Below are 26,025 nucleotides of genomic sequence, written 5' to 3'. Positions count from 1 at the left end.
GTCAGGACTCCCGGATGATGCGGTTGTACTTCTCGAAGATCGCGTACAGCGGCATCCGCAGCTGGTTGTCGGCCACCGCCTCGTCGCCGAAGCCCTGGTAGCGGCGGAGGACCTCGAAGATCTCGGTCTCGTCGTAGTCGAGGGCGGGGCGGCGGATCGGGGTCTCCGGGTGGTCGCCCGGCTTGCCGTCGGCACCCCAGATGTGCAGGTACGGGACGGTGCTCAGGTTGAACGGGTTGTCCTGGTTGACCTTCTTCCACATGGTCCAGCGGTCGGTGTCGCTGGTGGAGTCCATGAGGTCGCCCTCCAGGATCCCGGTGCCGATCGCGTTGTTCCGGGACAGGATGCAGGTGCGCCCGGAGATCTTGGCCATGCCGGTGCTGGAGTCGACGAGCTTGTTGATGCCGGGGAGGTCCTTGGCCCAGTCCGGGATGAAGCCCTCGTGGTAGTACCAGACGCCGGCGTCCTCGATCAGGTCCTTCTGGCTGTAGTGGGCGAACTCCCAGAAGGCCGTGGTCTGGATGAGGGCCTTGCGCATGCGGAAGGCCCGCGCCGAGGAGCTGACCGTGGTGTCGTGGCTGATGATCGCCTCCAGGCACTGCTGGAGCGTGTACATCCGCTCGCCGCCGGGCCGGCCGATCGACGCCATGTACGCCGTGACCTCCGCCAGGAGCGAGTCCCAGTAGGTCAGGCTGAAGCCGATGTCCTGCTTCTCCGTGGGCCGGGGCAGGAAGTCGCCCTGGGCGTTGTCCCAGCCCGAGGCGATGTTGTTGTCGATCTCGATGAGACCGTCGCCGGAGCCGATCTTCTTGGTGACGATCTGGTCGAAGGCCCACTTGTCCGGCATCGGATAGCCGAGGTTGCCGGAGAAGCCGGAGGACATGTCCGAGACGAAGCAGGAGTCCGCGTAGTCCTTCCCGACCACCCGGGAGCACACGTTGCGCGGGCCGTAGACGCCGATCCTGTACGGGCTGCCGAGCCGGGTCATCTCCGCCCGGACGCTCTGGAAGTACGGCAGGACGTTCGAGGTGACCTCTTCGTCGACGGCGTCGTAGTCGACGGCGAAGTAGATCCGCGCGCCGTTCCTGAAGCCGTGCTCCTGCGCCTTGTAGACGGCGGTCCGCACGTCGGAGGCGCCCTGCGCGGGGCTGTAGTAGTCGACCGAGCGGGCCCACGTCTGGTAGATCGGGAAGCAGCGCAGCCCGTACGCCTTGATGGTGTCCAGCTCGCCGGGCTGGATCTCCTTCTCCGGCAGGGAGGTGGTGGAGGCGTTGTACAGGTAGCGGCCGACGTAGATGTAGCCGGCGTCCCTGAGGGCCTGCGCGCGGGCCGGGGTGATCTTAGTGACGCCGTCGCAGGCCGTGCCGGGGCGGGTCTGGTCGCCGTACGAGACGAGGAGCGAGGCCCAGGTCCGGTAGTCGGCGAGACCGGTGATCTCCAGCTCCATGAACTCCTGGAAGGCGCGGACGCTGAAGGCCAGGGAGTCGGTGAACGTGCTCTCGAAGAAGAGGTAGCGGCGGTTGAGCACCATGGCCGCGCAGAACAGCTGCACCCACACGCCGGACGAGCCGACCGACACGGTGTGCTGCTTCAGGCCGGCCTGGGTGCCCGGCCCGAAGGCGCCGTTCGCGACGCCGTCGGCCATGCCTGTCTCGAATTGGATGGCGAACAGCATCGACTTGGCGACGTCACGCGAGTGGTGACCGTCGCAGGGGATGATGAAGAAGTCCTTGCGCTGGACGTACTGGCCGTTCAGCCAGCGCTGGATCGCGCGGATGGTGTCGGAGCCGCCGTTGACGCCGACGTACGCGTCCATGTTGAACAGGCCCTTGATCACCTTCGGCTGGAGCGAGGTGCCGGGGAAGGCGAAGGCGACGCCCATGTGGTCCTTCAGCCTGGCCACCGCGTCCTTCACGCGGGAGTTGTACTGGCCGTCGATCTCGCCGCCGTCGTAGCCCTTGCAGTACAGCGCCGACTGGATGATCCGGCAGAAGTTCGCCGACGGAACCGTCGTCTCGTCGATCTGGCCGTACTTGGTCTGGAGCGTGGAGAGCGTCGTCGGGCCGAAGCTGTTGGAGAGCGCGGTGATGCCCATCTCGTACTGGAGGGCGCGGGTGAGGGCGTACATGACGACCCACCCCGTGCGGCCGTTCTCCTCCAGCTTGGGAATGCCGAGGAGGGCGCCGTCCTGGTAGGTCAGGTTGATGAATCGCTGGGCGCGCAGCACCATTTCGTCGGCCATCGGACTCCTTGCTCCAGGGTGCGGAAAGCGCGGGAACCCCTCGAACCTAGGGTCGGCCCCCGCCGCTCCCACGTCCCACCCGTCCCAGGGACGTCCCGGCCTGCCCGCCCCCGAAGACGAGACGAAGATCTCTCACTTCCCGGAACCCACAGGCCCGTTCACACGTCCCGACGGTGAACGGCGAGGAAGGACACCAGCACGGCCCCCGCCGCCCAGGCCGCGTACACCGTCCACGCCCCTCCCGCGGTCCACGGGTACTCCACCGGGACCGGCGACACCCCCACCTCCGTGAGCCGCTTCCACGCGCCCTGCGGCAGCGCGTGCAGAAACGTCGCGCCCCAGCGGTTCCGCTCGTCCATCAGGGCCGGCAGCAGGAGCAGCACCCCGGTGAGGGAGACGATCGTCGTCGCGGTGTGCCGCAGCAGCGCCCCGAGACCGAAGCCGGCGAGCGCGCACACCGGTGCCAGGAGCGCCGACGCGGCGACGGCCCGGAGCACGCCCTCGTCGCCGAACGCCATGCCGACGCCCCGGCCGTCGAGCACGGCCTGCGTGGCGGCGAACGAGACCGCGGCGACCAGCACCCCGTACACCAGCATCACGGCGGCGAGGACGAGCGTCTTCGCGGCGACGACGGCCCGGCGGGCCGGGACGGCCGCGAAGGTCGTACGGATCTGCCCCGTGCCGTACTCGCCGACGATCATCAGCGCGCCGATGGAGCCGGTCGCGAGGACGAACACCATGGCCCCGCCGAGCGTGAACGCGTCCCGCATCGCCCAGATCGGCACGAACAGTTCCTTGATGCCGTCCGGGTAGTGCGGGTAGTTGCGGTAGTCGGCGAGGGTCGCGTTGAGGTTGACGCCGAGGGCGGCGACCGCGCCGACGGCGAAGGCCCACGGGGTGGAGCGGAGCGACCACAGCTTCATCCACTCCGCGGCGAGCAGGTCACGGAAACGGGCCTTCGGCATCAGCGGTACTCCACACTGTCGGCGGTGAGCTCCATGAACGCCTCTTCGAGGGAGGAGGCGCGCGGGGTCAGTTCGGCGAGCGGGACGCCGCACCGGAAGGCGAGGAGACCGATCCGGTCCGCGTCGGTCCCGGTCACGACGAGCGCCGCCTCCTCCGTCCGTACGGTGGCGCCCTCGGCCCTCAGGGCATCGGCGAGGCCCGCGGCGGCGGCCGGTTCCGCGGCCCGTACGCGCACGCTCCGGCGGGTGCCGCGCGCGGCGAAGTCCGCCACGCTCTCGGCGGCGATGAGCCGGCCGCGGCCGATGACGACGAGATCGTCGGCCGTGTGCTCCATCTCGCTCATCAGATGGCTGGAGACGAACACCGTCCGGCCCTCGGCGGCGAGCCGCCGGAACAGCCCCCGCGCCCACAGCACGCCCTCCGGATCCAGGCCGTTGACCGGCTCGTCGAAGAGCAGCACGGGAGGATCGCCGAGCAGCGCGGCGGCGATGCCGAGGCGCTGCTTCATGCCCAGCGAGTAGCCGCCGATCCGTCGCCGTCCCGCCTCGGCGAGGCCGACCTCCTCCAGGACCTCGACGGCCCGGCGGCGCGGGATGCCGTTGGTGCGGGCGAGCGCGGCGAGGTGCGCCTCGGCGGTCCGGCCGCCGTGCACGTCGTGCGCGTCGAGCAGCGCCCCGACGTCCCGCAGCCCGCGCGGCAGGTCCCGGAACCGCCGCCCGCGGACGGTGGCGGTCCCGGAGGTCGGCTCGTTCAGCCCCAGGATCAGCCGCAGGGTCGTCGACTTCCCGGCACCGTTGGGCCCGAGGAACCCGGTCACCCGACCGGGCCGCACGACGAAGCCGAGACGGTCGACGGCGGGGCGGTCGGCGGCGAGGTGATCGGCGGCGGGGTGGCCGACGGCAAGGCGGTCGGCGGCGGGGTGGCCGACGGCAGGGCGGTCGGCGGCGGGGCGGCCCGTCAGGCCGTCCCGGGCCGCCAGACGGGACCGGGACGCCGCTCGGGACCGGGTCGCCGCGCGGAACCGGGCCGCCGGCCGGGACCGGGTCGGGCGGCCGTAGTGCTTGGTCAGTTCATGGACTTCGATCATGCGACCCACGGTCGCGGGCCCGCACCCCCCGGCACATCGGCTCGGCGGCCACACCCCGGGGACCGGGGGTGGCCCGGGGGCGTACTCCCCCGGGCCGATGTCCCGCCGCGCGGCCGCGCCTACGATCACGACCATGCCCGCCACCACCACCGACCGCCCCTCCCCCGGGCGGACACCGGCGGCCCTCGCCTGGGGCGCGGCCGTCGCCCACCCCTTCCTGCTCCTCATGGCCCTGCGGGCCGGCCCGTACCGCTCCACCGAGCTGCGGTTCTTCCTCACCTCCGTCACCGTGGGCCTCACCCTGCCGCTGGCCCGCCGCAACCCGCCCGCGGCCCTCGGGCTGCTGCTCGCGAGCCTGTTCGCGGCGGCCACCACCCGCCCCGAAGCCGCACTCCTCTACCTCCCCGTGCTCGCCGCCGACGCCGTCGTCGGCGTGATCGCCGCCACGCGCCCGCTCCGGGTCCTGCTGCCCGCGGCCCTCGCCGCACTCCTCGTGCAGATCGCGGCCGCGACGTACACGACCTCCGGGCAGGACGTCTTCGTCAGCACGATCACGGCCCTCGCGCTCGCCCTGCTCACCGCCGCGCTCCTCGGCCGGTCCGTCAGCGAACGGCGCAGCCACACGGCGCAGCTGCGTGCCGCGACCACCGCCGAGGCCGTCGCCGCCGAACGGCTCCGGATCGCCCGCGAGCTGCACGACGTCGTCGCGCACAGCATCGGCGTCATCGCCATCCAGGCGGGCGTCGGCCGCCGGGTCATCGAGACCCAGCCGGCCGAGGCCCGGAACGCGCTCGCCACCATCGAGACCACCAGCCGGGAGACCCTCGCCGGTCTGCGCCGCACCCTGGGCGCGCTGCGGGGCGCCGCCGACGACGGCCGCCCGGCACCGCGCGACCCGGCGCCGGGCCTCGCCGACCTGGAACGGCTCACCGCGTCGACGGCGGACGCGGGGGTACGGGTCGAACTGCGGCGCCTCGGCGACCCGGACACGGCGCTCCCGCCGGAGGTCGACCTCGCCGCGTACCGGATCGTGCAGGAGTCCCTCACCAACGTCGTCCGCCACGCGGCCACCCCCACCTGCCGGGTGACGGTGGAGCGGCGCACCGACACGCTGCTCGTCGAGATCGCCGACGACGGCCGCGGCACGCCCGGCGCGGACCCCGCGGGCGGCTACGGCCTCGTCGGGATGCGCGAGCGCGCCGAACTCCTCGGCGGCAGCCTCTCCGCGGGGCCTCGGCCCGGCGGCGGCTTCCACGTGACCGCGGTGCTGCCGCTCCCGGCCGGCGCCCCACGGGAAGGAACCCCCACCGCATGAACCAAGCGATCCGTGTCCTCCTCGTCGACGACCAGCCCCTCGTACGGGCCGGGCTGCGCGTCCTCATGGCCGACACCCCCGACATCGAGGTCGCCGGGGAGGCGGGCACCGGCACGGAGGCGGTCGCCCTGGCCCGGGAGCTCGGGCCCGACGTGGTGGTGATGGACGTCCGGATGCCCGGGATGGACGGCATCGAGGCCACCCGGATCGTCACCGCGGGCCCCGGCGCGCCGCGGGTCCTCGTCCTCACGACCTTCGACGACGACGAGTACGTGTACGGGGCGCTGCGCTCCGGCGCGAGCGGCTTCCTCGTCAAGGACATGGCCCTCGACGACATCCTCGCCGCGATCCGGGTGGTGGCCTCCGGGGACGCCCTGATCGCCCCGGGCGTGACGCGCCGGCTGATCGAGGAGTTCGCGGCGCGCCCGGAGCCCGCGCGCCGGCCGTCCCACGGCCTCGACGCGGTCACCGAGCGCGAACGGGAAGTGCTCACCCTGGTCGGCCGGGGCCTGTCGAACGGCGAGATCGCGGAACGGCTCCACATCAGCACGGCGACCGCGAAGGCGCACGTGGCACGGCTCTTCACGAAGCTGAACGCGCGCGACCGGGTGCAGCTGGTGATCGTCGCGTACGAGACGGGCCTGGTGCCGTGACGCCGTCGGCCGCGTGACGCCGTCGGCCGCGTGACGCCCTCGACCGCGTGGCGCCGTCGGCCGCGTGACGCCCTCGACCGCGTGGCGCCCGGTACCGCTCGCGTGCAGGACCGGCCCGCCGCCGTGACACCATCAATCACGTGCTCGACATCGGCTACTCCCTCTCGCGTCGCTTCCCCGACCCTCCGCAGACCGACTACCGGCGCGCGGACGTCCACGCGCTGCGCCACGACCTCTTCTGCGGGGACGTGTACCTCGCCGACACCGAGACGGACCGCGAGGTGTCCACAGCCTGGGGATGGGTGCCGGTGCTCGACTTCGCGTGGGCGCTGTGCGACATCGTCGAGCAGCTCGACCAGGACCCGCGGGGCAGCCGCGCCGCGCAGCCGCAGTACGCGGAGCTCGACTTCACCGAGTCCACGGACCGGATGCTCTTCGAGCGCCGCTTCGGGTGGGTGGACGTCGAGGCGGACTGGATGCCGGGGGACGAGCCGCCGGTCACGTTCAACCACGCGGAACTGCGGCGCGAGGCGCGGGACTTTCTGCACGACCTGATCGCGGACCTCACGGACATGCACGAGGGCCTGGCCGACAACCCCACGATCTGGACCCTCCAGTCCCGCTTCCCGAGAACGAAGTAGCCCCCACCCGCGCCGCGCGGGACGGCACCCCGGCCCATCCCCGTGTGCGCCCGCTCCACGCGGGGCGATGCCCCCGCCCACCCCCGTGTGGGCAATCGTCCCGCTGGGGCGGTGCGCCCGCCCACACCGTTGTGGGCGGGCGCACCGCCCCGGCGGAACGCATGCCCACACGGGGCGGCGGGTGGGCACCGCCCAGCACGGGGTCACTCCACCCGCACCCCCAACCGCGCCGCCAGCACCGGCGCCAGGTCGAGCAGCTGCGCCGGGGAGATCACCGCGCCCGACAGCGACTCCACACCCCCCGCGATCTCCAGCCGCTGCGCACCCCGCAGGTCCACGTCCGTGAGTCGCGCCCCCGTGAAGTCCATGCCCGTGATCGTGCAGTCCACGAACTCGACCCGCAGCAGGGTCGCGCCCCCGAAGTCCGGTTCGTTCAGGACGCAGCCCTCGAAGACGACGTCCGTCAGCTTCGACGCCCGCAGGTTCAGGTAGTCGATCTTGCCGCCCCGGACGACGACCCGCTCCAGGACCGCCCCGTGCAGCTGTGTCCCGCCGAGCCGCGCCTCCACGAGCTCCACGTCCCGCAGCTGCGCCCCGGCGAGCTCCGTGCCCACCCCCCGTACCCCCGTGAGCACCGAGTCCAGGAACCGCGCCGCCGTGAGCCGTGCCCCGTCGAGCCCGCACTCGCGCAGCACGCAGTCCAGGAACCGGGCCCCCTCGCCCGACTGGCCCGTCAGGTCGAGTCCGGCCAGTTCGAGGCCGTCGTAGTCCCCGTCCGGTTCGAGCCCGCCCCCGTACGCCTCCAGCGGAGGCAACCGGACCTCCGGCCGCCGTGCTCCCGCCACCTTCTTCTTCCGGTTCCCGATCGTCGCCATGCACCCCATCGTGAGGTACGCCACTGACAACGCCCCCGATGTCACATCCGCCGCCCCGCTCCCCGTCCCTCGTACGAGACCTTCACGACCCTCACGAAGGAGACGGACATGCGGAAGCTCACGATCATCGGCGGCGGTTTCGCCGGACTGACCGCCGCGATCACGGCCGCCGAGGCCGGCACCGAGGTGACCCTCCACGAGGCGCACCGGACGCTCGGCGGCCGGGGCCGCACGGCCGAGGGCCCGTACCGCACCAACGAGGGCCCGCACGCCCTCTACAACGGCGGCCCGCACTGGACCTGGCTGGAGCAGCGCGGCCTCATCGGAGCCCTCGCCTCGCTGCCGCCCCGCGAGGCCGTCCGCTTCCGCGTGCACCGCGACGGCGCCCTGCGCCGCACGCCGCCGCTGGGCCTGTTCCGTCAGGCCCGCCGCGTCCCCGAACAGGCGCCCGTCGACGTCGACTTCCGCACCTGGGCCACCGGTCTCGCGGGCGAGCGCACCGCGCGCGTGGCCGCGGCGTACAGCGGGGTCGCGCTCTTCCACCACGACCCCGGCTCCCTCTCGGCCCGCTTCGTGCAGGAGCGGCTGCACCGGTCCACCACCCTGCCGCCCGAGGCGCACTACGTCCGGGGCGGCTGGGGGGAGCTGATCGAGCGGATGGCCACGCGCGCGCGTGAGCTGGGCGTACGGATCGAGACCTCGTCCCGGGTCGACACCCTGCCGCTCGGCGGAGGGCCGGTGATCGTCGCGACCGCCCTGCCCGCCGCAGCCCGGCTCCTCGGCGACCCGTCGTTGACCTGGGAGAGCGGCCGTACGGTCCTGTTCGATCTGGCGCTGCGCACGCGGAAGGGCGATCCGTTCGTGATCTCGGACCTGGACGCGCCCGGCTGGATCGAGCGGTACACGGCGCAGGACGATTCGCTGGCCCCGGCCGGGCAGCAGCTGATCCAGGCGCAGCTGCCGATCGGCCCCGAGGCGTCGAAGGCGGACGGTGTCGCCCATGGCGAGCGGCTGCTCGACCTCGGTTTCCCGGGCTGGCGCGAGCGGACGGTGTGGCGGCGGGAGTCCGTCTCCCAGGGCCGCACGGGCGCGGTGGACCGCCCGGGCACGACCTGGCGCGACCGGCCGGCCGTCGACCGGGGCGACGGGGTGTACCTGGTGGGCGATCAGGTGGCGGCGCCGGGCGTGCTGGCGGAGGTGTCGTTCACGAGCGCGGTCGAGGCGGTGTCGCTGGCCCTGCGCGCGACGCTCCGCGGCAAGGACCGGCTTGACCTCAAGCACGCTTGAGGTTGGAGGCTGGCCCTGTCACCGCACCCGTACGACGACAGGGGATCCGTCATGCACGCCATCCGCCTCCACGCCTTCGGCCCCGCCGAGAACCTCACCTACGAGGAGGCGCCCGACCCCCTGCCGGGCCCCGGCCAGGTCCGCGTCCGGGTCGCGGCGGCCGGCGTGCACCTCCTCGACACCGCCCTCCGCGAGGGCGCCACGGGCCCCTTCCCCGCGCCCGCCGCGCTCCCCACGATCCCCGGCCGCGAGGTCGCCGGCACCGTCGACGCCCTCGGCGAGGGCACCGACCCGTCCTGGCTCGGCCGGCGGGTCGTCGCCCACCTCGGCATGAACCCCGGCGGCTACGCCGAACTCGCCGTCACCGACGCCGCCCGCCTGCACGCCCTGCCCGACCACCTCGGCGAGGCGGAGGCCGTCGCCATGATCGGCACCGGCCGCACGACCCTGGGCATCCTGGGGTTCACCGAACTCGGACCCGACTCGGTCGCGATCGTCCCGGCCGCCGCCGGCGGCATCGGCACCCTGCTCGTCCAGTACGCCAAGAACGCCGGCGCCACCGTCATCGGCCTCGCCGGCGGCCCCGCGAAGGTCGCCCTCGTCGAGGCGAACGGCGCGGACCTGGCCGTCGACTACAAGCGGCCCGACTGGCCGGAGAAGGTCCGCGCGTACCTGGGGAACGGCTCGGCGACCGTCGTCTTCGACTCGGTCGGCGGCGACACCGGGCGCGCCGCCGTCGACCTGCTCGGCAAGGGCGGACAGCACCTGGTCTTCGGCTGGTCGGGCGCCGGACTCCACGACGGCGAACCGCTCGCCTTCACCGAGGAGGAGCTCACCGCGCGCGGGATCACCTCGGAGTCCGTCCTCGGCCCCGTCATGATCCAGAAGGCGGGCGGCGACATCCGCACGCTCGAACTCGCCGCCCTCGACGCCGCGGCCACCGGCACGCTGCGCCCGGCGGTCCACCGCTTCCCCCTCGCGGAGGCGGCGGAGGCCCATCGCGCCCTGGAGAACCGGGGCACGACGGGCAAGGTGGTGCTGATCCCGTAGGGGGTCAGACGCCGAGCACGTCCCAGGAGTGCGCCTTGAACTCCTTCGTGAAGTCCGGGTGGTCCTCCCACATCCGGGCGATGGAGCGCAGCACGTCCCAGTTGTGCTCCAGAGCCTGGTCGACGACCTGCCGCAGCTCCGGTGCCGTCTCCCGCTTCTCCACGAGGCCGTTCACCGCCGACGCGGCCTGCACGGTGTAGCGCAGGGCCCGCAGCGCCCTCGACGTGTCGTCCATGCCGAACCCGTGGTCGCTGCCGTTGGCCGGGTCGAAGAGGGGCGTCAGGCGTGCCTCGATGAAGCCGGTGATCCGCTGGAACCGCTGCTCAATGTCCATGCCCCCTTCCTACACCGTCGCCGCGCCCAGCTTCGCCAGGGCCCCGTCCGTCAGGCGGTACACGCTCCACTCGTCCTGCGGGCGGGCGCCCATGGACTCGTAGAAGTCGATGGACGGCTGGTTCCAGTTCAGTACGGACCACTCCAGGCGCTCGTAGCCGCGCTCGACGCAGATGCGGGCCAGCTCGCGCAGCAGCGCCTTGCCGTGGCCGCCGCCGCGGGCCTCCGGGCGGACGTACAGGTCCTCCAGGTAGATGCCGTGGACCCCGCGCCAGGTCGAGAAGTTGAGGAACCAGAGCGCGAAGCCCACCGGCTCGCCCGTCTCGTCCTCGGCGATGTGCGCGAAGGCGGCGGGCCGCTCGCCGAACAGGGCCTCGTGCAGCATCTCGGGGGTCGCGCGGACCTCGTGGAGGGCCTTCTCGTACGCGGCGAGGTCGCGGATCAGGGCGTGGACGACGGGGACGTCGGCAGGCGTGGCTGTACGGATCATGGCGCCCAGCCTGCCCCGGATCAGGCCCTCCTGGCCAACAGGATCCGCGCGGCGGCCACCTGCTCGGGGGCGAGGGCCGGCTCGCCGTCCTCGACGTCCCACAGGCCGTTCTGCAGGACCCGGCCCAGCGTCCACGCGACCGCCCGTCCCTGGTCGCCGACGACCTCGGCGAGCAGGTCGAACCCCCACAGGAACCCGTCGGGATCGAAGCGGGCCATCAGGGCCGGGAGCAGTTCGAAGCCCGGGTCCCCTGCCAGCGGCTTCGGGTCGATGGCCAGCCAGGGTTCCCGCTCGCCCGCCAGGACGTTCCCGAAGTGCAGGTCCCAGTGGAGCAGCCGGTCCCCGGGCTCGCCCGCCACCTCCCGTACGGCCGCCGCGCAGTCCCGCAGTACGGCCGCGTCGTCGGCACCGAGCCGCGCCGCGGCCTCCGGGACCTCGGCGAGCATCCCGGCGGCGATGTCCCCGAGCGTCCGCAGGCCCTCCGGCGCAGGGACGGCGACCAGCCGGGCGAGCAGCCCGGCGACGATCTCCAGCGCCTCGCGGGTGTCCTCGACCGTGGACAGCGGCCGGGCCTCGTCGAGCCGCTCCAGGAGCATCGTCCCGGTCGCCGCGTCGTGGTCGAGCAGCCGTACCGCCCCCGCTCCGCCCCACGTCCGCAGGCCGAGCGGCTCCCCCTCCGTCTCCTTGTCGAGGAGCTGCATCTTGAGGGCGGCCGGCAGACCGTCCCGCTCCACCGGCAGCACCAGCGAGGCCACCCCGTGCATCGAGGGCCCGGTGACCCGCAGCCCCCACCGCCCGAGGAACTCCTCCGCCCGCCCCGGCAGCGCGGCCACGAACGCCCGCCCCGCCCCGCCGTTGAACTTCGCCTGCGACGCCGCCAGTTCCTCCGGTACGTGAATCACCCGGCGAGCGTAGTGACCGGCCCCCGCCCCGCGCCTCCGGTTTCCCCGTATCCACAGACCCCTGGCCAGCGGTAACCTCCGGCCACGCACCCGGAAGAGGGATAGAGATGAGCACGGTCAACGGCACCGTCAACGGCGGCATATCGTTCTGGTACGCGCAGGAGGGCGCCCCCGCGCCCCGCGAACCGCTCCCCGGCGACACCACCGCCGACGTCTGCATCGTCGGCGGCGGATACACCGGCCTGTGGACCGCCTACTACCTGAAGAAGGCCGTCCCCTTCCTCAACATCACCGTCCTCGAAGCCAAGTTCTGCGGCTACGGCGCCTCCGGGCGCAACGGCGGCTGGCTCTACAACGGCATCGCCGGCCGCGACCGCTACGCCGAGCTGCACGGCCACGAGGCCGCCGTCCGGCTCCAGCAGGCCATGAACGCCACGGTCACCGAGGTCGTCGACGTCTGCGAGCAGGAGAAGATCGACGCGGACGTCCACCGCGGCGGCGTCCTGGAGGTGGCCCTCTCCCCCGCGCAGCTCGCCCGCCTGAAGGCCTTCCACGCCGCCGAGCTCGCCTTCGGCGAGACGGACCGCGAGCTGTACGGCGCCCGGGAGACCGCGGACCGCATCCGCGTCGCCGGAGCCGTCGGCTCGTCCTGGACCCCGCACGGCGCCCGCCTCCACCCGGTCAAGCTGGTCAAGGGCCTCGCGGCGGCCGTCGAGGCGCTCGGCGTCACCATCCACGAGTCGACGCCCGTCACGGAGATCAAGCCGAAGCACGCGATCACCCCGTACGGGACCGTCCGCGCCCCGTACGTGCTGCGCTGCACCGAGGGCTTCACGGCCTCCCTCGCCGGCCAGCGCCGCACCTGGCTCCCCATGAACTCCTCGATGATCGCCACCGAGCCCCTCACCGACGCCCAGTGGGAGTCCATCGGCTGGGCCGGCCGCGAGACCCTCGGCGACATGGCCCACGCCTACATGTACGCCCAGCGCACCGCCGACGGCCGCATCGCGCTGGGCGGCCGGGGCGTCCCGTACCGCTTCGGCTCGAAGACCGACAACGACGGCCGCACCCAGCCGCAGACGATCGAGGCGCTCCGCGAGATCCTGGTCCGCTTCTTCCCGCAGCTGGCGGGCGTACGGGTCGACCACGCCTGGTCCGGCGTCCTCGGCGTCCCCCGCGACTGGTGCGCCACCGTCACCCTGGACCGCTCCACCGGCCTCGGCTGGGCCGGCGGCTACGTCGGCTCCGGCGTCGCCACCGCCAACCTCGCCGCCCGCACCCTCCGCGACCTGATCCAGCAGGACTCCGGCCAGTCGGGCCCCACCGACCTCACGGCCCTCCCCTGGGTGAACCACAAGGTCCGCAAGTGGGAGCCGGAACCGCTGCGCTGGCTCGGCGTCCAGACCATGTACGCCGCCTTCCGCGGCGCCGACCGCCGCGAGGCCACCGCCCCCACCACGGCCACGGACCGCGTGGCCGTCCTCGCGAACCGCCTCAGCGGCCGCTGAGAGCACGGGGCCGGCCCGGGCACCCGGGCCGGCCCCACCCTCCCGGGGCTACTCCACCTCGATACCGAAATCCCCCACCAGCTCTTCGAGCCCGCCGCGGTAGCCCTTCCCGCCGAGGACGAAGTCCCAGTCCCCGCCGGCCCGCCGCCGGAACGACCCGAGGACGAGCGCCGTCTCCCCCGGCCGCCCGTCGGACACCTCCAGACGGTCGAGCTCGGCACCCGCGTCGTCCCGCAGCCGGATCCCGGCCTCCGTGAACCCGCCCAGATCCGCCTCGGGGTTCACCTCCGGGTCCACGGCCGCCACCAGGACCAGCCGGTCCGCCCGTGCGGGCAGCGCGTCGAAGCCGACCCGCACGGCCGCCCGGTCACCGGGCGCCGCCGCCACCACGGCCACCGAACCGTCGGGCGTCGCCGGGTTGTTGAAGAAGACGAACCACTCGTCGCCGAGGACCCGGTTCCCGGCACAGACCAGCGCGCACACGTCCAGGGCGGCGGACCCCGACCACACCATTCCGAGCAGGTTGAAGTCCTCGGCGGCCTCGGCGGGAGCGGACGCGGGCGGGGTCCGCGCCGGCGAGGGCGCGGACCCGCCCAGCCGGCCCCGCAGACCGTGCTGGTGCAGCAGGTCCACGAGCTCGGTCCCCGAAATCAGCGTCAGCGGCTTCCCGTTGGCGAAGGTGTACGAGCCGGGCCCGAACTTCGAGGTGGTGACGAGGACGCCCTTGTTGGCCCCCTTGTCCTGCACGGTCCCGAACAGATCCCGTACGGCGGACGGCGGCACGGTGTTCCGGTACCGCTTGACCTGCACCACGATCGACCCGCCGCTGATCGGATCGGGATCCAGCGCCTCCACGTCGACCCCACCGTCACCCGACCGCTGCGTCGTCACCGCCTGGAGCCCCCGCGCCCGGAACAGCTCGGCCACGAGCCCCTCGAAGGCGATCGGGTCCATCGCGAGCAGGTCGGGCTCCTCCCCGTCCCCCTGCACGACCACGTCGGAGCCCACCTGACCCGGCTCCCGCAGCGGCGCCACCGCCACCCGCTCCTCCGGTTTGGCCGAAAGTCGCCCGGCCAGGGCCCCGGTGAGGCACTCCACGGCCCCCACGAACTCCAGATTCAGCCGGTCGAAGACCGGCCGCTCCACCACCACCGACGCCACGCACACGCGTGAAGCACGCCCGGTGGCGGGATCGACCCCACCGACGTACCCGTTCAGCGCCACCCCGTCGAGCACCCCGAACCGGTCCGCCGCGAACAGCTCCCGCACCGCGAGAAGCACGCTCTGCGCCAGCACGTCCCGGTACAGCGCCCGCCGCTGCGTCACCGGCCGCGGGACCTCCTTCTCCTGGTCGGTGCTCGGCAGGTACTTGACGCCCTTGGCCTCGGGAACGACCTCGTATCCGGGCAGGTCCCAGTCCAGTACGAGCCCCCGGCCGGCCCGGTCGTAGGCGGCCGACACCTCCCGGGGGAAGCCCTCGGGCCAGGCGGTGGACGCGAAGAGCACGGCCGAGAAGAACTCGACGACGGTGTCGGCCTCCCCGTCCCGCAGGGCCGCGACGGTCCCGTCGACCCCGCTGTTGTGGGCGCGTATCTCGGCCCGCCGGGCGGCCGCCCAGGCGTCGTACTCCCGCCGGTACGCCGCCAGTTGCTCGGTCCGCCGCGCCTCGGCGGCCTGCGCCGCGTACCAGTCGTGCTCGAACCGGGCCCGCGCGTCCCGCTCGGCCTGGGCACGCCCTGACGCGGTCCAGGCGCCGCCCTGCGGCCGGTAGAACCGCTGGTCGGGCATGGCGACGGGCTCCGCGAGCGGCCCGGGCGCGAACGGCTCGACGTGCTCCTCCCGCCGCAGCGACTCCACGGCGAAGGCGGGCGCCCGGCAGCCCGTCGCGAGCAGTGACTCCAGCAGCGCGACCCGCTGATCGAGCTCCTGCGTCCGCCGCAGGGCGTCGGCGTCCCGCTGCTGCCGATAGGCGGCCCGCTGCTCCCGCTGCATCCGGGCGACGTCCCGCTCGTACGCCCGCTGCGCCCGCTCGGCGTCCCGTTGCTGCCGCAGCACCGCCTGGTGCTGCCCTTCCCGCTGCCGCTGCGCCACCCGCTGCTGCTCGGCCCACACGCCGATCAGCCCACCGGAACGCCGACTCATTCGCGCACCCCTCCCCACCACCCCGACACACCTGTTCGCCCCCCTGACGCACAAGTGTCCCGGACCGCGGAGCCCCTGCCCACAGAGTCGCCGGAACAAGCCGAAGGGGCCCGCCCCGGCGAGATGCGCCGGGCCGGGCCCCGAGGAGCCGGACGAAAGGGCCGGTCAGAACAGGTAGTTGTACGAGGTGCCCGGGATGTCGCCCCAGCCCGTGCCGATCTTCACGCGGGAGGCGTACGGGGCCGTCGCGACGCCCGTGCCCTTGTACAGCCAGAACGCGCCGGCCGAGTCGCGGGCCACCAGGTCCGCCCGGCCGTCGTCGGTGAGGTCGCCCGGGCCGGTCAGCTGCGGGTAGCCGCCCCAGCCCGTGCCGATCTTGACGCGGGGCGCGAACGGCGCGGTCGCGCTGCCCGTGCCCTTGTACAGCCACAGCACGCCGGCCGTGTCACGGGCGATCAGGTCCGCCTTGCGGTCGCCGGTGAAGTCGCCGGGGCCGGTGAGCTGGTTGTAGATGCCCCAGCCGGCGCCGATCTTCGTACGGGGGGCGAACGGCGCCGTCGTGGTGCCGGTGCCCTTGTACAGCCACAGCACGCCCGCCGTGTCACGGGCGATCAGGTCCGCCCGGGCGTCGCCCGTCACGTCGCCGACGCCCGTCAGGTTGTTGTAGATGCCCCAGCCGGCGCCGACCTTCGTCCGCGCGGTGAGCGGCTCCCACGCGTCCCCGGTCGTCCGGTAGTACCAGAGGACACCGGCGGAGTCCCGGCCGACGACACCGCCGCCCTTGGCCTCGACCGTGATCGGCGAGAGCTTGGCGAGGGAGTTGTAGATGCCCCAGCCGTAGCCGACGTGCTCGGCCCAGTCCCGGAAGGGGGCCGTGGCCTTGCCGGTGCCGTGGTGCCACAGCAGGTTGCCGCTCTTGTCCCGGGCGAGCATCGCGTAGTGCGTGGGCACCGGGCGGGAGCTGACGATCGGGAAGGTCGAGGACTTCTCGGGGTTGCCGACGCCGAAGTCGTAGACCTCGTAGGTGGCGTAGGCCTCGATGTTCCACGCGGCGGCGGTGGCGCCGGCGCTCAGGGTGTACGAGACGGTGACGTCGGTCGGCCCGGACTGGCCCGGGTCGATCTCGCAGTACACGCCGCCGTAGTCGAGGTCGGTGCTGTGGTCGCAGTCGGCGATCGGGGAGCTGGCGGTGACGCCGGTGATGGACACCTGCGTCTCGCCCTCCTCCCAGTACCGCTGGCCGTCGGCCGGCATGAACGAGATGTCCAGCGTGCCCTCGTCCACCGCGTGCAGGGTGAGGGTCTGGGTGACCGTGGAGCCCGCCGGCAGGGCCGGGGTGTTCAGGGTCAGCTTGTTCTGGGCGACGTGCTCCAGCGTCTTCGCCGTCACCGTGCGGGCGGCGTGCGTGCCGTCCTCCGGCAGGCTGCCGACGATCTGCGCGTCCTTGACGGCCTTGGCGAGGTCCGTGCCCCGCGGGGCGTAGACGGCCCCGTAGTGGAGCGTGGTGCCGTCGGCGGTCGACGCCGCGGCCTTGATCTCCAGCGAGGGGAACGGGTTGTCCTCGTTGATCGGGCAGGTGTACACGCCGACGACGCCCGCGCGGGGCGTGCAGGTGTCGGACGGCTCCAGGCTCATCCCGCTGGGCAGACCCGCCTTCGTCCAGGCCGGGTCGGTCAGCGGGGCCTTGCTCAGGGCGTACACCAGGGTGCCGTCGGGGATGCCCCCGAGGCTGGTCGGGGACAGCTCGGTCCAGCCCTCACCGGGCTGCAGCACCCGGTTCTCCAGCTCGAAGTCGACCACTTCCTGGCCGGCGGCGGAAGCCGCACCGGCCCCGGTCACGATTCCGGCCACCAGCAGGGCGGCCGTCCCCCCGAGCGCGACGATTCTTCGCACGAATGAAGTTCCTCTGTGCATTCCCGTACCGCGGGCACGGGAGACTACGGGAGCGCACACGGGCGGTCGTCGACCCCCCGCGGCTACGCCAGGCAAAGACCCCTCCCCCCTGGGCGCTCGCGCAAGGTACCCCACACCCCCGGTCCCGGCGCATCCGGGTTTCCCGGGAGACGACGGAGGGCCCCGGACGCGTCACGCGTCCGGGGCCCTCCGGCTTCCACAGAGCCGCCTGTCGGAATCGAACCGACGACCTCAAGATTACAAGTCAAGCGCTCTAGCCAACTGAGCTAAGGCGGCAGCGAGTGAAGTGTAACCAACCCGGCCCCGGCGACGGTCGGAAATCTCACGGGCCCGTGAGTGCTGACAGATCGGGCACCGCCGGGTAGCGTCACTTGCGGTTCACCCAGGTGGACTAGACCTCAATCCTTCCTTTACTCGGATCGTCCGGCACGTTCCTGCCGGTGAAGGGACACATCACCATGGCTTCCGTCACGTTCGACAAGGCCACCCGGGTCTACCCGGGTGCCACCAAGCCCTCCGTCGACCAGCTCGACATCGAGATCGCGGACGGCGAGTTCCTCGTCCTCGTCGGCCCCTCCGGCTGCGGCAAGTCGACCTCCCTGCGCATGCTCGCGGGTCTCGAGGACGTCAACGCCGGCTCCATCCGCATCGGCGACCGCGACGTCACGCACCTGCCGCCGAAGGACCGGGACATCGCGATGGTGTTCCAGAACTACGCGCTGTACCCGCACATGACCGTCGCCGACAACATGGGCTTCGCCCTCAAGATCGCCGGCGTGAACAAGTCGGAGATCCGCGCCAAGGTCGAGGAGGCGGCGAAGATCCTCGACCTCACCGAGTACCTCGACCGCAAGCCGAAGGCGCTCTCCGGCGGTCAGCGCCAGCGCGTCGCCATGGGCCGCGCCATCGTCCGCGAGCCGCAGGTCTTCCTCATGGACGAGCCGCTGTCGAACCTCGACGCCAAGCTCCGCGTCTCGACCCGTACGCAGATCGCCGGCCTCCAGCGCCGTCTGGGCATCACCACGGTCTACGTCACCCACGACCAGACCGAGGCCCTCACCATGGGCGACCGCGTCGCCGTGCTGAAGGACGGTCTGCTCCAGCAGGTCGACTCGCCGCGCAACATGTACGACAAGCCCGCCAACCTCTTCGTCGCCGGCTTCATCGGCTCCCCGGCCATGAACCTGGTCGAGGTCCCGATCGTCGACGGCGGCGTGAAGTTCGGCACGAGCGTCGTCCCGGTGACCCGCGACGCCATCGCCGCGGCCTCCGCCGCCGGCGACACCACCGTCACCGTCGGCGTCCGCCCGGAGCACTTCGACGTGCAGAGCGCGACCTCGAAGGACGGCCTGGCCGTCACCGTCAACGTCGTCGAGGAGCTCGGCTCGGACGGCTTCGTGTACGGCTCCACCCGCGTCGGCGGCGAGGACAAGGACCTGGTGGTCCGCGTCGGCGGCCGTGACGTGCCCGCCAAGGGCTCCACGCTGCACGTCGTGCCGCGCGCCGACGAGCTGCACGTCTTCTCGACCTCCACGGGCGCCCGCCTCAGCGACTGAGACCGCCCGCGAGCACTGCCGTACGGCCCCGCGTCTGTTGCAGACGCGGGGCCGTTCGTTTAAACGGGCGCACCACGGGTGTACAACGGGCTTACCCCGGAAAACCCCGGCATTCAGGGCCTCGCCCGACCCTCCGCGTCAACACGGGATTCGAAAAGCCGCCTCGAACCATCCCTCGCGAGAGTGACTAAATGTCGCCATATCACTACCGGCCGCTACGCTCGCCTGCGTGACGCACACTGCCCGCCGAATCGGCCGCTCTCTCGCCCTCGTCCTGCCCGTCGTCCTGGTGCTCTCGGGAACGCTCGCGGTGTCCGCCGTTCCGTGGGCCGGCCAGGACTCCGGGACCCAGCTCACGGCGTCCTCCACGGACGTCTCCACCCGGGCCAAGTCCCGTGCCCCGCAGGATATTCTCCGCGACCAGCTCCTCGCAGAGCTTCAGGAGAAGGACCCCGGCACCGCCCTCACCCACCTCCAGCGCGAGGTGGAGAACCGGCCCTCCCTCGCCCAGCACTGCTTCTCCATCGCCCGCGCCCTCGGCCGCGCCGCCGTCGAGCACTACGGCCCCTCGCGCGCCCAGGCCTACTCCCGCCCGGTCTGCGACACCTCGTACGCGACCGGCGTGATGCGCGCGAGCTGAGCGTCGTCACGCACATCGGACATACGGGGCGCCTATCGTTCCCCGTATGCACACCTCTCCGACGCAGGCCGTGGTCCTGGCGGGCGGCCAGGGCACACGGCTCCGCCCGTACACCGACGACCGCCCCAAGCCGATGGTCGAGATCCCGGGCACCGGGACCCCGATCATCGGCCATCAGCTGTCCTGGCTGGCCGCCGAGGGCGTCACCGACGCCGTCGTCTCCTGCGGCCATCTCGCCGAGGTGCTCCAGGAGTGGCTGGCCTCCGCTGACCTGCCGCTGAAGGTGACGACGGTCGTCGAGACCGAGCCCCTCGGCCGCGGCGGCGGCCTCAAGTACGCCGCCGCGCACCTGCCGGCCCCGGACCAGCCCTGGTACGCCACCAACGGCGACATCTGGACCCGCTTCTCGCTGCGCGAGATGGCCGCCTTCCACGCCGAGCGCGACGCCCTCGCGACGCTCGCCCTGGCCCGCCCCCGGATCCCGTGGGGCGCCGTCGAGACCGACACCTTCGGGAACGTCACCGACTTCATCGAGGCGCCCCCGTCGCCGTTCCTCATCAACGCCGGCGTGTACGTCTTCGCCGCGGCCTTCACGGACCTCCTCCCCGACCTCGGCGACCACGAGCGCACCACCTTCCCCCGCCTCGCCCGCGAGCGGCGCCTGGCGGGCTTCCCGCTGCCCCAGGGCGCGTACTGGAGGGCCATCGACACCGCCAAGGACCTGACGGAGGCCGCGAAGGAGCTGGCCGCCCAGAAGACCTGACGGACCGGCGTACGGAACGAGAAGGGGCGGCACCGCATCCCGCGGTGCCGCCCCTTCCGTGTGCGTCCGTACGTCAGCCCAGCAGGCCGCCGATCGGGTTCTGCGCGCCGCCCGACGTCGAGCCGCCGTCGGACGGGGTGCTGGTCGAGCCGGTCGAGCCGCCGCTCGACGTGCCGCCGCTGGTGCTCGGGGTGTCGCTGGTGGACGGCGGGGGCGCCGGCTTCGACTGCGTGGGCGTACGGCTGGTGGTGCCGGTGCTCGTGCCCTGCGTGGCGGTCGGGCGCTGCTCCTGGGTCCGGGTGGACTCGCGGGTCGTCTCGGTGGGCCGGGCGGCCTCCTCGGTCTCCTCGCTGCGGGCCGGGGCCTCGGTGGTCGCGGCGGGCTCGGGCGCCGTGGAGGCGGCCTTCGAGGGGGCGTTGCTCGTCGGCTCCTGCGGGAGCGGCCGGCCGGGGAGGTGGTTGATCGGGTCGTCGTTGGGGCCCGGGACGGTGACCATCTCGGTGGAGCGGACGGCGCCGCCGAGGACGGAGCCGACGAGGAGGGTGAGGCCGACGACGACGGCCGCGAGGAGGGTGCTGCGGCGGGTGACGCGGCGGCGGAGGTCCCAGAGTTCGGCGCGGGGGCCGAGGGTGCGCCAGGCCTCGCCGGCGAGGCGGCCGTCGAGGGAGTAGACGGGGGCGCCGGCGATGATCAGCGGGGACCAGGCGGCCAGGTAGATGATGTCGGCGGAGTCGTAGACCGGGACAGTCTTCCAGCTGACGGTCAGCAGGAGCGCGGCGGAGAGCAGGCCGCCGACGACGGCGGCGACGCGCTGCCAGAGTCCGAGGACGGTGAGGACGCCGACGACGACCTGGAGGAAGGCGACGGTGAGTCCGGCGCCGACGGGGTGCTGGAGGGCGAAGTCGCGCAGCGGTTCGGCGAGGGCCCAGGGGTGGAGGGAGTTGAGCCACTTCACCATGGAGCCGCGCTCGCCGCCGTCGAAGTAGACGGGGTCGCAGAGCTTGCCCATGCCCGCGTAGATGGAGATGAAGCCGAGGAAGACGCGGAGCGGGAGGAGGACCACGCCGAGGTTCATCCGGCGGCCGGGGTAGTAGGCGTGCCGGACGTTGTCCTGGCCGTGGCGCTGGGCGGTCCGGGCGTGCGGCGCGTCGGGCTCGTACGGCTCGGCGGGCTCGGGCCCGAGGTCGTACACCTCGTCGTAGGCGCCCTCGGCGCGGCGCATCGGCGGCAGCAGGGGCGCGGCCTCGGCGGGCACCACGGGGGTGGGCATGGTGGTGTCGATGCGCGGGATGGCCTGGGTGTCGCCGACGCCGTGCCTGCCGTGTCCGACGGGTTCGAGCGTGGAGACGGACGACTCGCGCACGGCCTGGAGGAGGCCGGTCGCGCCCGGCGCGGACTTTCCGGTCCACACGACGGGGCGACGGCGCGGGCCGCCCCCTCCCACTCCGGACAGGGCGGCGGTACGAGCCGCGAACTTCGGCTGCGGGGCCGGCGCGAGCCGCACACGGAAGCTGGCGTGGTTCACGATCACCTGGGCGGGATCGGAATCCACCTTGACCATGCTCAGCGCGGGCTGATCGTCGAACCCCGGCCGGGGCGTTCTGGTGTCCACACTCATCTAACCGAGTGATGTGCGGTTAGGACACTGCCTTGACGGTTGCCAAATGTCCGAGGCCCGTCAAGATCACGGCCGGGGCGGTTCCCTCGTTCGGGTCAGCGCATGCGGCGGCGGGCCGCCTCGTAGAGCACGACACCGGCGGCGACACCGGCGTTGAGCGACTCGGCGCCGCCCGGCATCGGGATGCGGACGAGGAAGTCGCAGGTCTCGCCGACGAGCCGGGAGAGGCCCTTGCCCTCGGAGCCGACGACGATGACGACCGGGCCGCCGAGCGCCTCCAGGTCCTGCACCTCGTGCGTGCCCTCGGCGGCGAGGCCGACGACGGCGATGCCGGCCTTCTTGTACTCCTGCAGGGCGCGGGTCAGGTTGGTGACGCGGGCGACCGGGGTGCGCGCGGCGGTGCCGGCGGAGGTCTTCCAGGCACCGGCGGTCATGCCGGCGGCCCGGCGCTCGGGGATGACCACGCCGTGGCCCGCGAAGGCGGAGACGGAGCGGACGATCGCGCCGAGGTTGCGCGGGTCGGTGACGCCGTCGAGGGCGACGATCAGCGGCTCCTCGCCGTCGTCGTAGGCCGCGGCGGTGAGGTCCTCGGGGTGCGCGTACTCGTACGGCGGGACCACGAGGACCAGGCCCTGGTGGTTCAGTCCGTTGGTCATCCGGTCGAGCTCGGGGCGCGGGGCTTCCATCAGGTTGATGTTGCCGCGCGCGCCGGCGAGCTGGAGGGCCTCGCGCACGCGCTCGTCGTTGTCGATGAACTGCTGCACGTACAGCGTGGTGGCGGGCACGCCGTCGCGCAGCGCCTCGAAGACCGGGTTGCGGCCGACGACCATCTCGCTGGCGCCCTTGGGGCCGCCGCGGCGGGGCGCGGGACGGCGCTTGGCCGCCTGCCGGGCCATCGCGTTGGAGACGCGGTACGCCTTGTGGCCCTTGCGGTCCTCGGCCTTGGGCGTCGGGCCCTTGCCTTCGAGGCCCTTGCGCCGCTGGCCACCGCTGCCGACCGTCGCACCCTTCTTGTTGGACGTACGACGGTTCCTGCGCTGGCTGTTCCCGGCCATGACTACCTAATCCTCGGTGTTGCGTACGCAGGTCGGTGACGCGCGCACGTAGGTCTGTAACTGAAGTGTGCCGCCCGGAGGCCCGAGCGGCACGTCTTCTAACGGTTGCCCAGCGTCCAGCGGGGGCCGTCGGGGCTGTCCTCGATGGCGAGGCCGGACTGGTTGAGGTGGTCGCGGATCGCGTCCGCGGTCGCCCAGTCCTTGCGCTCGCGCGCCGACTCGCGCTGCTGGAGCACGAGGCGTACGAGGGTGTCGACGACGCCGTGGAGCTCCTCGCCGCCACCGGTCTCCTCGGCCCAGTGCGGGTCGAGCGGGTCCAGGCCGAGGACGCCGAGCATGGCGCGGACCTCGGCGAGGCGGGCGATGGCCTCGTCCTTGTCGTCCGCGGCGAGGGCGCTGTTGCCCTGGCGGACGGTGGTGTGGATGATCGCGAGCGCGTGCGGGACGCCCAGGTCGTCGTCCATGGCCTCGGCGAAGGCCGGCGGCACCTCGGCGGCGGGGGCGACGGTCGTCCCGGCCTTCTCGGTGGCGCGCTGGACGAAGCCCTCGATGCGGGCGAAGGCCGACTCGGCCTCGCGCAGGGACTCCTCGCTGTACTCGATCATCGAGCGGTAGTGCGGGGTGCCCAGGTAGTAGCGCAGGACGATCGGGCGCCAGTTCTTCACCATCTCGGACACCAGCACGCTGTTGCCGAGCGACTTCGACATCTTCTCGCCGCTCATGGTGACCCAGGCGTTGTGCACCCAGTACTGGGCGAACTCGTCGCCGAAGGCCTTGGCCTGGGCGATCTCGTTCTCGTGGTGCGGGAAGATCAGGTCGAGGCCGCCGCCGTGGATGTCGAAGGCGGAGCCCAGGTACTTGTGGGCCATGGCCGAGCACTCCAGGTGCCAGCCGGGACGGCCGCGGCCCCACGGGGTCTCCCAGTCGGGCTCGCCCGGCTTGGTCGCCTTCCACATGGCGAAGTCGCGCGGGTCGCGCTTGCCGGTGATGCCCTCCTCGGAGGGCTGGCGGAGGTCGTCGATGTCCTGGTTGGAGAGCTCCAGGTACCCCGGGAAGGAGCGCACGTCGAAGTAGACGCTGCCGTCGGCCTCGTAGGCGTGGCCGCGCTCGATCAGACCCCGCATCATCTCGATCATCTCGGGGACGTGACCGGTGGCGCGGGGCTCGTAGGTCGGCGGCAGGCAACCGAGGGCGTGGTAGCCGTCGTTGAACGCGCGCTCGTTCTCGTAGCCGATGGACCACCAGGGGCGCCCCTGCTCGGAGCCCTTCCTGATGATCTTGTCGTCGATGTCGGTGACGTTGCGGATGAACGTGACGTCGTAGCCGCGGTAGGCGAACCAGCGGCGCATGATGTCGAAGTTCAGCCCCGACCGGATGTGGCCGATGTGCGGGGCCGCCTGCACGGTGGCACCACAGAGGTAGATCGAGACGCAGCCCGGCGTGAGCGGGGTGAAGTCACGGATCTGCCGGGCGCTGGTGTCGTACAGGCGAATAGTCACCACTCCAGGGTAGTGGGCGTGTGGTAGTGCCCTGCGACCGATTCCCGGCGGCGGGGCACGATTTTCACTGCTGCCGGGGCGATACGGGGTAGACGAGGGCGGTCGCGAGCGCGGCCAGGCCCTCGGCGCGGCCGGTGAGACCGAGCCCGTCCGTGGTCGTGCCCGAGACGGAGACGGGGGCGCCCGCCGCCTCGCTCAGCGCCTTCTGCGCCTCGTCGCGCCGCTTGCCGACCTTGGGGCGGACGCCGACGACCTGCACGGCGATGTTCCCGATCTCGTACCCCTCGGCCCGGACGATCCGCGCGGCCTCGGCGAGCAGGGTGACGCCGGAGGCGCCGGACCACTCGGGGCGCGAGGTGCCGAAGTGGGCGCCGAGATCGCCGATGCCGGCGGCGGAGAAGAGCGCGTCGCAGGCGGCGTGGGCGGCGACGTCACCGTCGGAGTGCCCGGCGAGCCCGTACCCGTCGCTGTCGGGGCCTTCCCACAGGAGCCCGGCGCACCAGAGCTCGCGGCCCTTCTCGAAGGCGTGGACGTCCGTGCCGATGCCGGTACGGGGAAGGAGCATGGGGGTACCCCCTGTTCGAGCGGAGCCGAGAACTTGGGGGAGCTCAGAAGCCATCGTTGGCCCTCCTGCGGGCGAGTACGGCCTCGGCGAGGACGAGGTCGAGGGGTCGGGTCACCTTGAAGGCCTCTTCGTGGCCGGGCACGACGACGACGGGCGCGCCGAGCCGCTCGACCATGCCGGCGTCGTCGGTGGCGCCCTCGCCGGTGAGGGCGATGGTGGCGTGGGCGTTGACCAGGGTGTCGTGGTCGAAGCCCTGCGGGGTCTGGACGGCGCGGAGGCGGGCGCGGACCGGGGTGGCGACGACCTGCTCGGGGTCGCCGGGCTTCTCGGCCGGCTCGACCTCCTTGACGGTGTCGGCGACGGGCAGCGCGGGGACGACGGCGACGGCCCCGTCCCGTACGGCCTCGATGACGGCGTCCACGGTCTCGACGGGGACCAGCGGGCGGGCCGCGTCGTGGACGAGGACGGTGGTCACGCCCTCGGGGAGCGCCTTGAGGCCGAGGTGGACGGACTCCTGGCGGGTGTCGCCGCCGGGGACGACGAGATAGTCGGTCCGCTCGGGCAGGGCGTGGGCGTCGAGGAGGTTCTTGACCTCGGCGGCGCCGTCGGACGGCGCGACCACGACGACGAGCGAGACCGCGCGGGAGGCGGCCATCGCGCGGACGGCGTGGATGAGCATGGGGGTGCCGTTCAGCGCGCGGAGCGCCTTGGGGGCGCCCGGGCCGAGGCGTACGCCCCGCCCTGCGGCCGGGATCACCACGGCGGTACGACTGGGACGCACTTCGTCTGACATCGGTTGCACTCCGGCAGGTTTGTTTCCGCGGCCGACATGGGTATGGCCTCACCGTGCCGGACGCACCGCCTTGACCGGGCCCTTTCCGTGACGACGGTCGAGGCGTGGCCGCGTGGGCACAGGGGTTCGGG

Annotated in this window: 23 protein-coding genes and 1 tRNA gene; 9 read left to right on the top strand and 15 right to left on the bottom strand. The window is 72.9% G+C overall.

The genetic code is table 11. From position 1 onward, the window contains the following. Nucleotide 1: 1 nt before the first annotated feature. The 3 genes from ACF07V_RS32215 to ACF07V_RS32205 all read right to left on the bottom strand — a co-directional run bounded on the left by ACF07V_RS32215 (nt 2) and on the right by ACF07V_RS32205 (nt 4,295). Nucleotides 2–2,242 carry a glycoside hydrolase domain-containing protein gene (locus tag ACF07V_RS32215; protein WP_392159226.1) on the bottom strand — a complete coding sequence of 747 codons (2,241 nt, stop codon included), beginning with the start codon at nt 2,240–2,242 and terminating at the stop codon, nt 2–4. Nucleotides 2,243–2,400: 158 nt separating this feature from the next. Then, complete coding sequence (locus ACF07V_RS32210; protein WP_392159225.1) at nt 2,401–3,207, bottom strand: ABC transporter permease subunit; 807 nt, start codon at nt 3,205–3,207, stop codon at nt 2,401–2,403. Beyond that, nucleotides 3,207–4,295 (bottom strand): ATP-binding cassette domain-containing protein, encoded by a 1,089-nt coding sequence (locus ACF07V_RS32205; protein WP_392159224.1) that lies wholly within the window; start codon nt 4,293–4,295, stop codon nt 3,207–3,209. The genes ACF07V_RS32210 and ACF07V_RS32205 overlap by 1 nt, the downstream gene beginning before the upstream one ends. Before the next feature lie 133 nt (nt 4,296–4,428). On the opposite strand from ACF07V_RS32205, the gene ACF07V_RS32200 reads away from it, so the two are divergent. From ACF07V_RS32200 to ACF07V_RS32190, 3 genes are all read left to right on the top strand, one after another. Continuing rightward, complete coding sequence (locus ACF07V_RS32200; protein ID WP_392159223.1) at nt 4,429–5,610, top strand: sensor histidine kinase; 1,182 nt, start codon at nt 4,429–4,431, stop codon at nt 5,608–5,610. Continuing rightward, complete coding sequence (locus ACF07V_RS32195; protein WP_392159222.1) at nt 5,607–6,263, top strand: response regulator; 657 nt, start codon at nt 5,607–5,609, stop codon at nt 6,261–6,263. Before ACF07V_RS32200 ends, ACF07V_RS32195 begins: the two co-directional genes overlap by 4 nt. A gap of 140 nt (nt 6,264–6,403) precedes the next feature. Then, nucleotides 6,404–6,904, top strand: a complete 501-nt coding sequence (locus ACF07V_RS32190) for a hypothetical protein (protein WP_392159221.1) — start codon at nt 6,404–6,406, stop codon at nt 6,902–6,904. 203 nt (nt 6,905–7,107) lie between these two features. Here the strand turns inward: ACF07V_RS32190 and ACF07V_RS32185 are convergent, their stop codons facing one another. Further along, nucleotides 7,108–7,779 carry a pentapeptide repeat-containing protein gene (locus tag ACF07V_RS32185; protein WP_392159220.1) on the bottom strand — a complete coding sequence of 224 codons (672 nt, stop codon included), beginning with the start codon at nt 7,777–7,779 and terminating at the stop codon, nt 7,108–7,110. A 108-nt stretch (nt 7,780–7,887) separates the two neighbouring features. Here ACF07V_RS32185 and ACF07V_RS32180 point away from each other — a divergent pair, with 108 nt between their 5' ends. Together ACF07V_RS32180 and ACF07V_RS32175 are read left to right on the top strand one after the other, a co-directional pair. Continuing rightward, entirely contained in the window at nt 7,888–9,066 is a 1,179-nt protein-coding gene (locus ACF07V_RS32180) for an FAD-dependent oxidoreductase (protein WP_392159219.1), read from the top strand. 51 nt (nt 9,067–9,117) lie between these two features. Then, entirely contained in the window at nt 9,118–10,116 is a 999-nt protein-coding gene (locus ACF07V_RS32175) for a zinc-binding dehydrogenase (protein ID WP_392159218.1), read from the top strand. A 4-nt stretch (nt 10,117–10,120) separates the two neighbouring features. Here ACF07V_RS32175 and ACF07V_RS32170 read toward each other — a convergent pair whose 3' ends face one another. Genes ACF07V_RS32170 through ACF07V_RS32160 form a run of 3 tightly spaced genes read right to left on the bottom strand, consistent with a single transcriptional unit; the run spans nt 10,121 to nt 11,841 of the window. After that, on the bottom strand, nt 10,121–10,450 hold the full coding sequence (locus tag ACF07V_RS32170; protein ID WP_030691147.1) for a hypothetical protein: 330 nt from the start codon (nt 10,448–10,450) through the stop codon (nt 10,121–10,123). Nucleotides 10,451–10,459: 9 nt separating this feature from the next. Then, a complete protein-coding gene (locus ACF07V_RS32165) occupies nt 10,460–10,939 on the bottom strand; it encodes a GNAT family N-acetyltransferase (RefSeq protein WP_392159217.1) in 480 nt (159 codons plus the stop codon). Nucleotides 10,940–10,959: 20 nt separating this feature from the next. Continuing rightward, a complete protein-coding gene (locus tag ACF07V_RS32160) occupies nt 10,960–11,841 on the bottom strand; it encodes an aminoglycoside phosphotransferase family protein (RefSeq protein WP_392159216.1) in 882 nt (293 codons plus the stop codon). Between the two features lie 107 nt (nt 11,842–11,948). Between ACF07V_RS32160 and ACF07V_RS32155 the strand changes: the two genes are divergently transcribed. Further along, nucleotides 11,949–13,349: an NAD(P)/FAD-dependent oxidoreductase gene (locus tag ACF07V_RS32155; RefSeq protein WP_392159215.1), complete on the top strand. Its 1,401-nt coding sequence runs from the start codon at nt 11,949–11,951 to the stop codon at nt 13,347–13,349. Nucleotides 13,350–13,397: 48 nt separating this feature from the next. Here ACF07V_RS32155 and ACF07V_RS32150 read toward each other — a convergent pair whose 3' ends face one another. The 3 genes from ACF07V_RS32150 to ACF07V_RS32140 all read right to left on the bottom strand — a co-directional run bounded on the left by ACF07V_RS32150 (nt 13,398) and on the right by ACF07V_RS32140 (nt 17,681). Next, a complete protein-coding gene (locus tag ACF07V_RS32150) occupies nt 13,398–15,491 on the bottom strand; it encodes a restriction endonuclease (RefSeq protein ID WP_392159214.1) in 2,094 nt (697 codons plus the stop codon). Between the two features lie 165 nt (nt 15,492–15,656). Next, nucleotides 15,657–17,384 carry an FG-GAP repeat domain-containing protein gene (locus ACF07V_RS32145; RefSeq protein WP_392159213.1) on the bottom strand — a complete coding sequence of 576 codons (1,728 nt, stop codon included), beginning with the start codon at nt 17,382–17,384 and terminating at the stop codon, nt 15,657–15,659. 223 nt (nt 17,385–17,607) lie between these two features. Then, nucleotides 17,608–17,681 (bottom strand) — tRNA-Thr (locus tag ACF07V_RS32140). 182 nt (nt 17,682–17,863) lie between these two features. Here ACF07V_RS32140 and ACF07V_RS32135 point away from each other — a divergent pair. The 3 genes from ACF07V_RS32135 (at nt 17,864) to ACF07V_RS32125 (ending at nt 20,364) form a co-directional block, all read left to right on the top strand. After that, on the top strand, nt 17,864–18,961 hold the full coding sequence (locus tag ACF07V_RS32135; RefSeq protein WP_352021573.1) for a sn-glycerol-3-phosphate ABC transporter ATP-binding protein UgpC: 1,098 nt from the start codon (nt 17,864–17,866) through the stop codon (nt 18,959–18,961). Nucleotides 18,962–19,190: 229 nt separating this feature from the next. Then, a complete protein-coding gene (locus ACF07V_RS32130; protein ID WP_392159212.1) occupies nt 19,191–19,601 on the top strand; it encodes a hypothetical protein in 411 nt (136 codons plus the stop codon). 46 nt (nt 19,602–19,647) lie between these two features. Further along, nucleotides 19,648–20,364 (top strand): NDP-sugar synthase, encoded by a 717-nt coding sequence (locus tag ACF07V_RS32125; protein WP_392159211.1) that lies wholly within the window; start codon nt 19,648–19,650, stop codon nt 20,362–20,364. 73 nt (nt 20,365–20,437) lie between these two features. On the opposite strand, the gene ACF07V_RS32120 is transcribed toward ACF07V_RS32125, so the two are convergent. The 5 genes from ACF07V_RS32120 to ispD all read right to left on the bottom strand — a co-directional run bounded on the left by ACF07V_RS32120 (nt 20,438) and on the right by ispD (nt 25,894). Next, nucleotides 20,438–21,982 carry a DoxX family membrane protein gene (locus ACF07V_RS32120; protein ID WP_392159210.1) on the bottom strand — a complete coding sequence of 515 codons (1,545 nt, stop codon included), beginning with the start codon at nt 21,980–21,982 and terminating at the stop codon, nt 20,438–20,440. 95 nt (nt 21,983–22,077) lie between these two features. After that, entirely contained in the window at nt 22,078–23,037 is a 960-nt protein-coding gene (gene rlmB / locus ACF07V_RS32115; RefSeq protein ID WP_392159209.1) for a 23S rRNA (guanosine(2251)-2'-O)-methyltransferase RlmB, read from the bottom strand. 98 nt (nt 23,038–23,135) lie between these two features. Beyond that, nucleotides 23,136–24,536, bottom strand: a complete 1,401-nt coding sequence (gene cysS / locus ACF07V_RS32110; protein WP_392159208.1) for a cysteine--tRNA ligase — start codon at nt 24,534–24,536, stop codon at nt 23,136–23,138. 64 nt (nt 24,537–24,600) lie between these two features. After that, entirely contained in the window at nt 24,601–25,155 is a 555-nt protein-coding gene (gene ispF, locus ACF07V_RS32105) for a 2-C-methyl-D-erythritol 2,4-cyclodiphosphate synthase (RefSeq protein ID WP_392159207.1), read from the bottom strand. Then, the gene (ispD, locus tag ACF07V_RS32100; RefSeq protein WP_392159206.1) at nt 25,145–25,894 is read right to left on the bottom strand and encodes a 2-C-methyl-D-erythritol 4-phosphate cytidylyltransferase; all 750 of its coding nucleotides are present in this window, start codon (nt 25,892–25,894) and stop codon (nt 25,145–25,147) included. The genes ispF and ispD overlap by 11 nt, the downstream gene beginning before the upstream one ends. Nucleotides 25,895–26,025: the final 131 nt, after the last annotated feature.

The organism is Streptomyces sp. NPDC015661 (assembly GCF_043077765.1).
Classification (GTDB): domain Bacteria; phylum Actinomycetota; class Actinomycetes; order Streptomycetales; family Streptomycetaceae; genus Streptomyces.
Note: the sequence above shows the minus strand (reverse complement) of the source record. Positions and strands in the feature narration are given on the sequence as shown.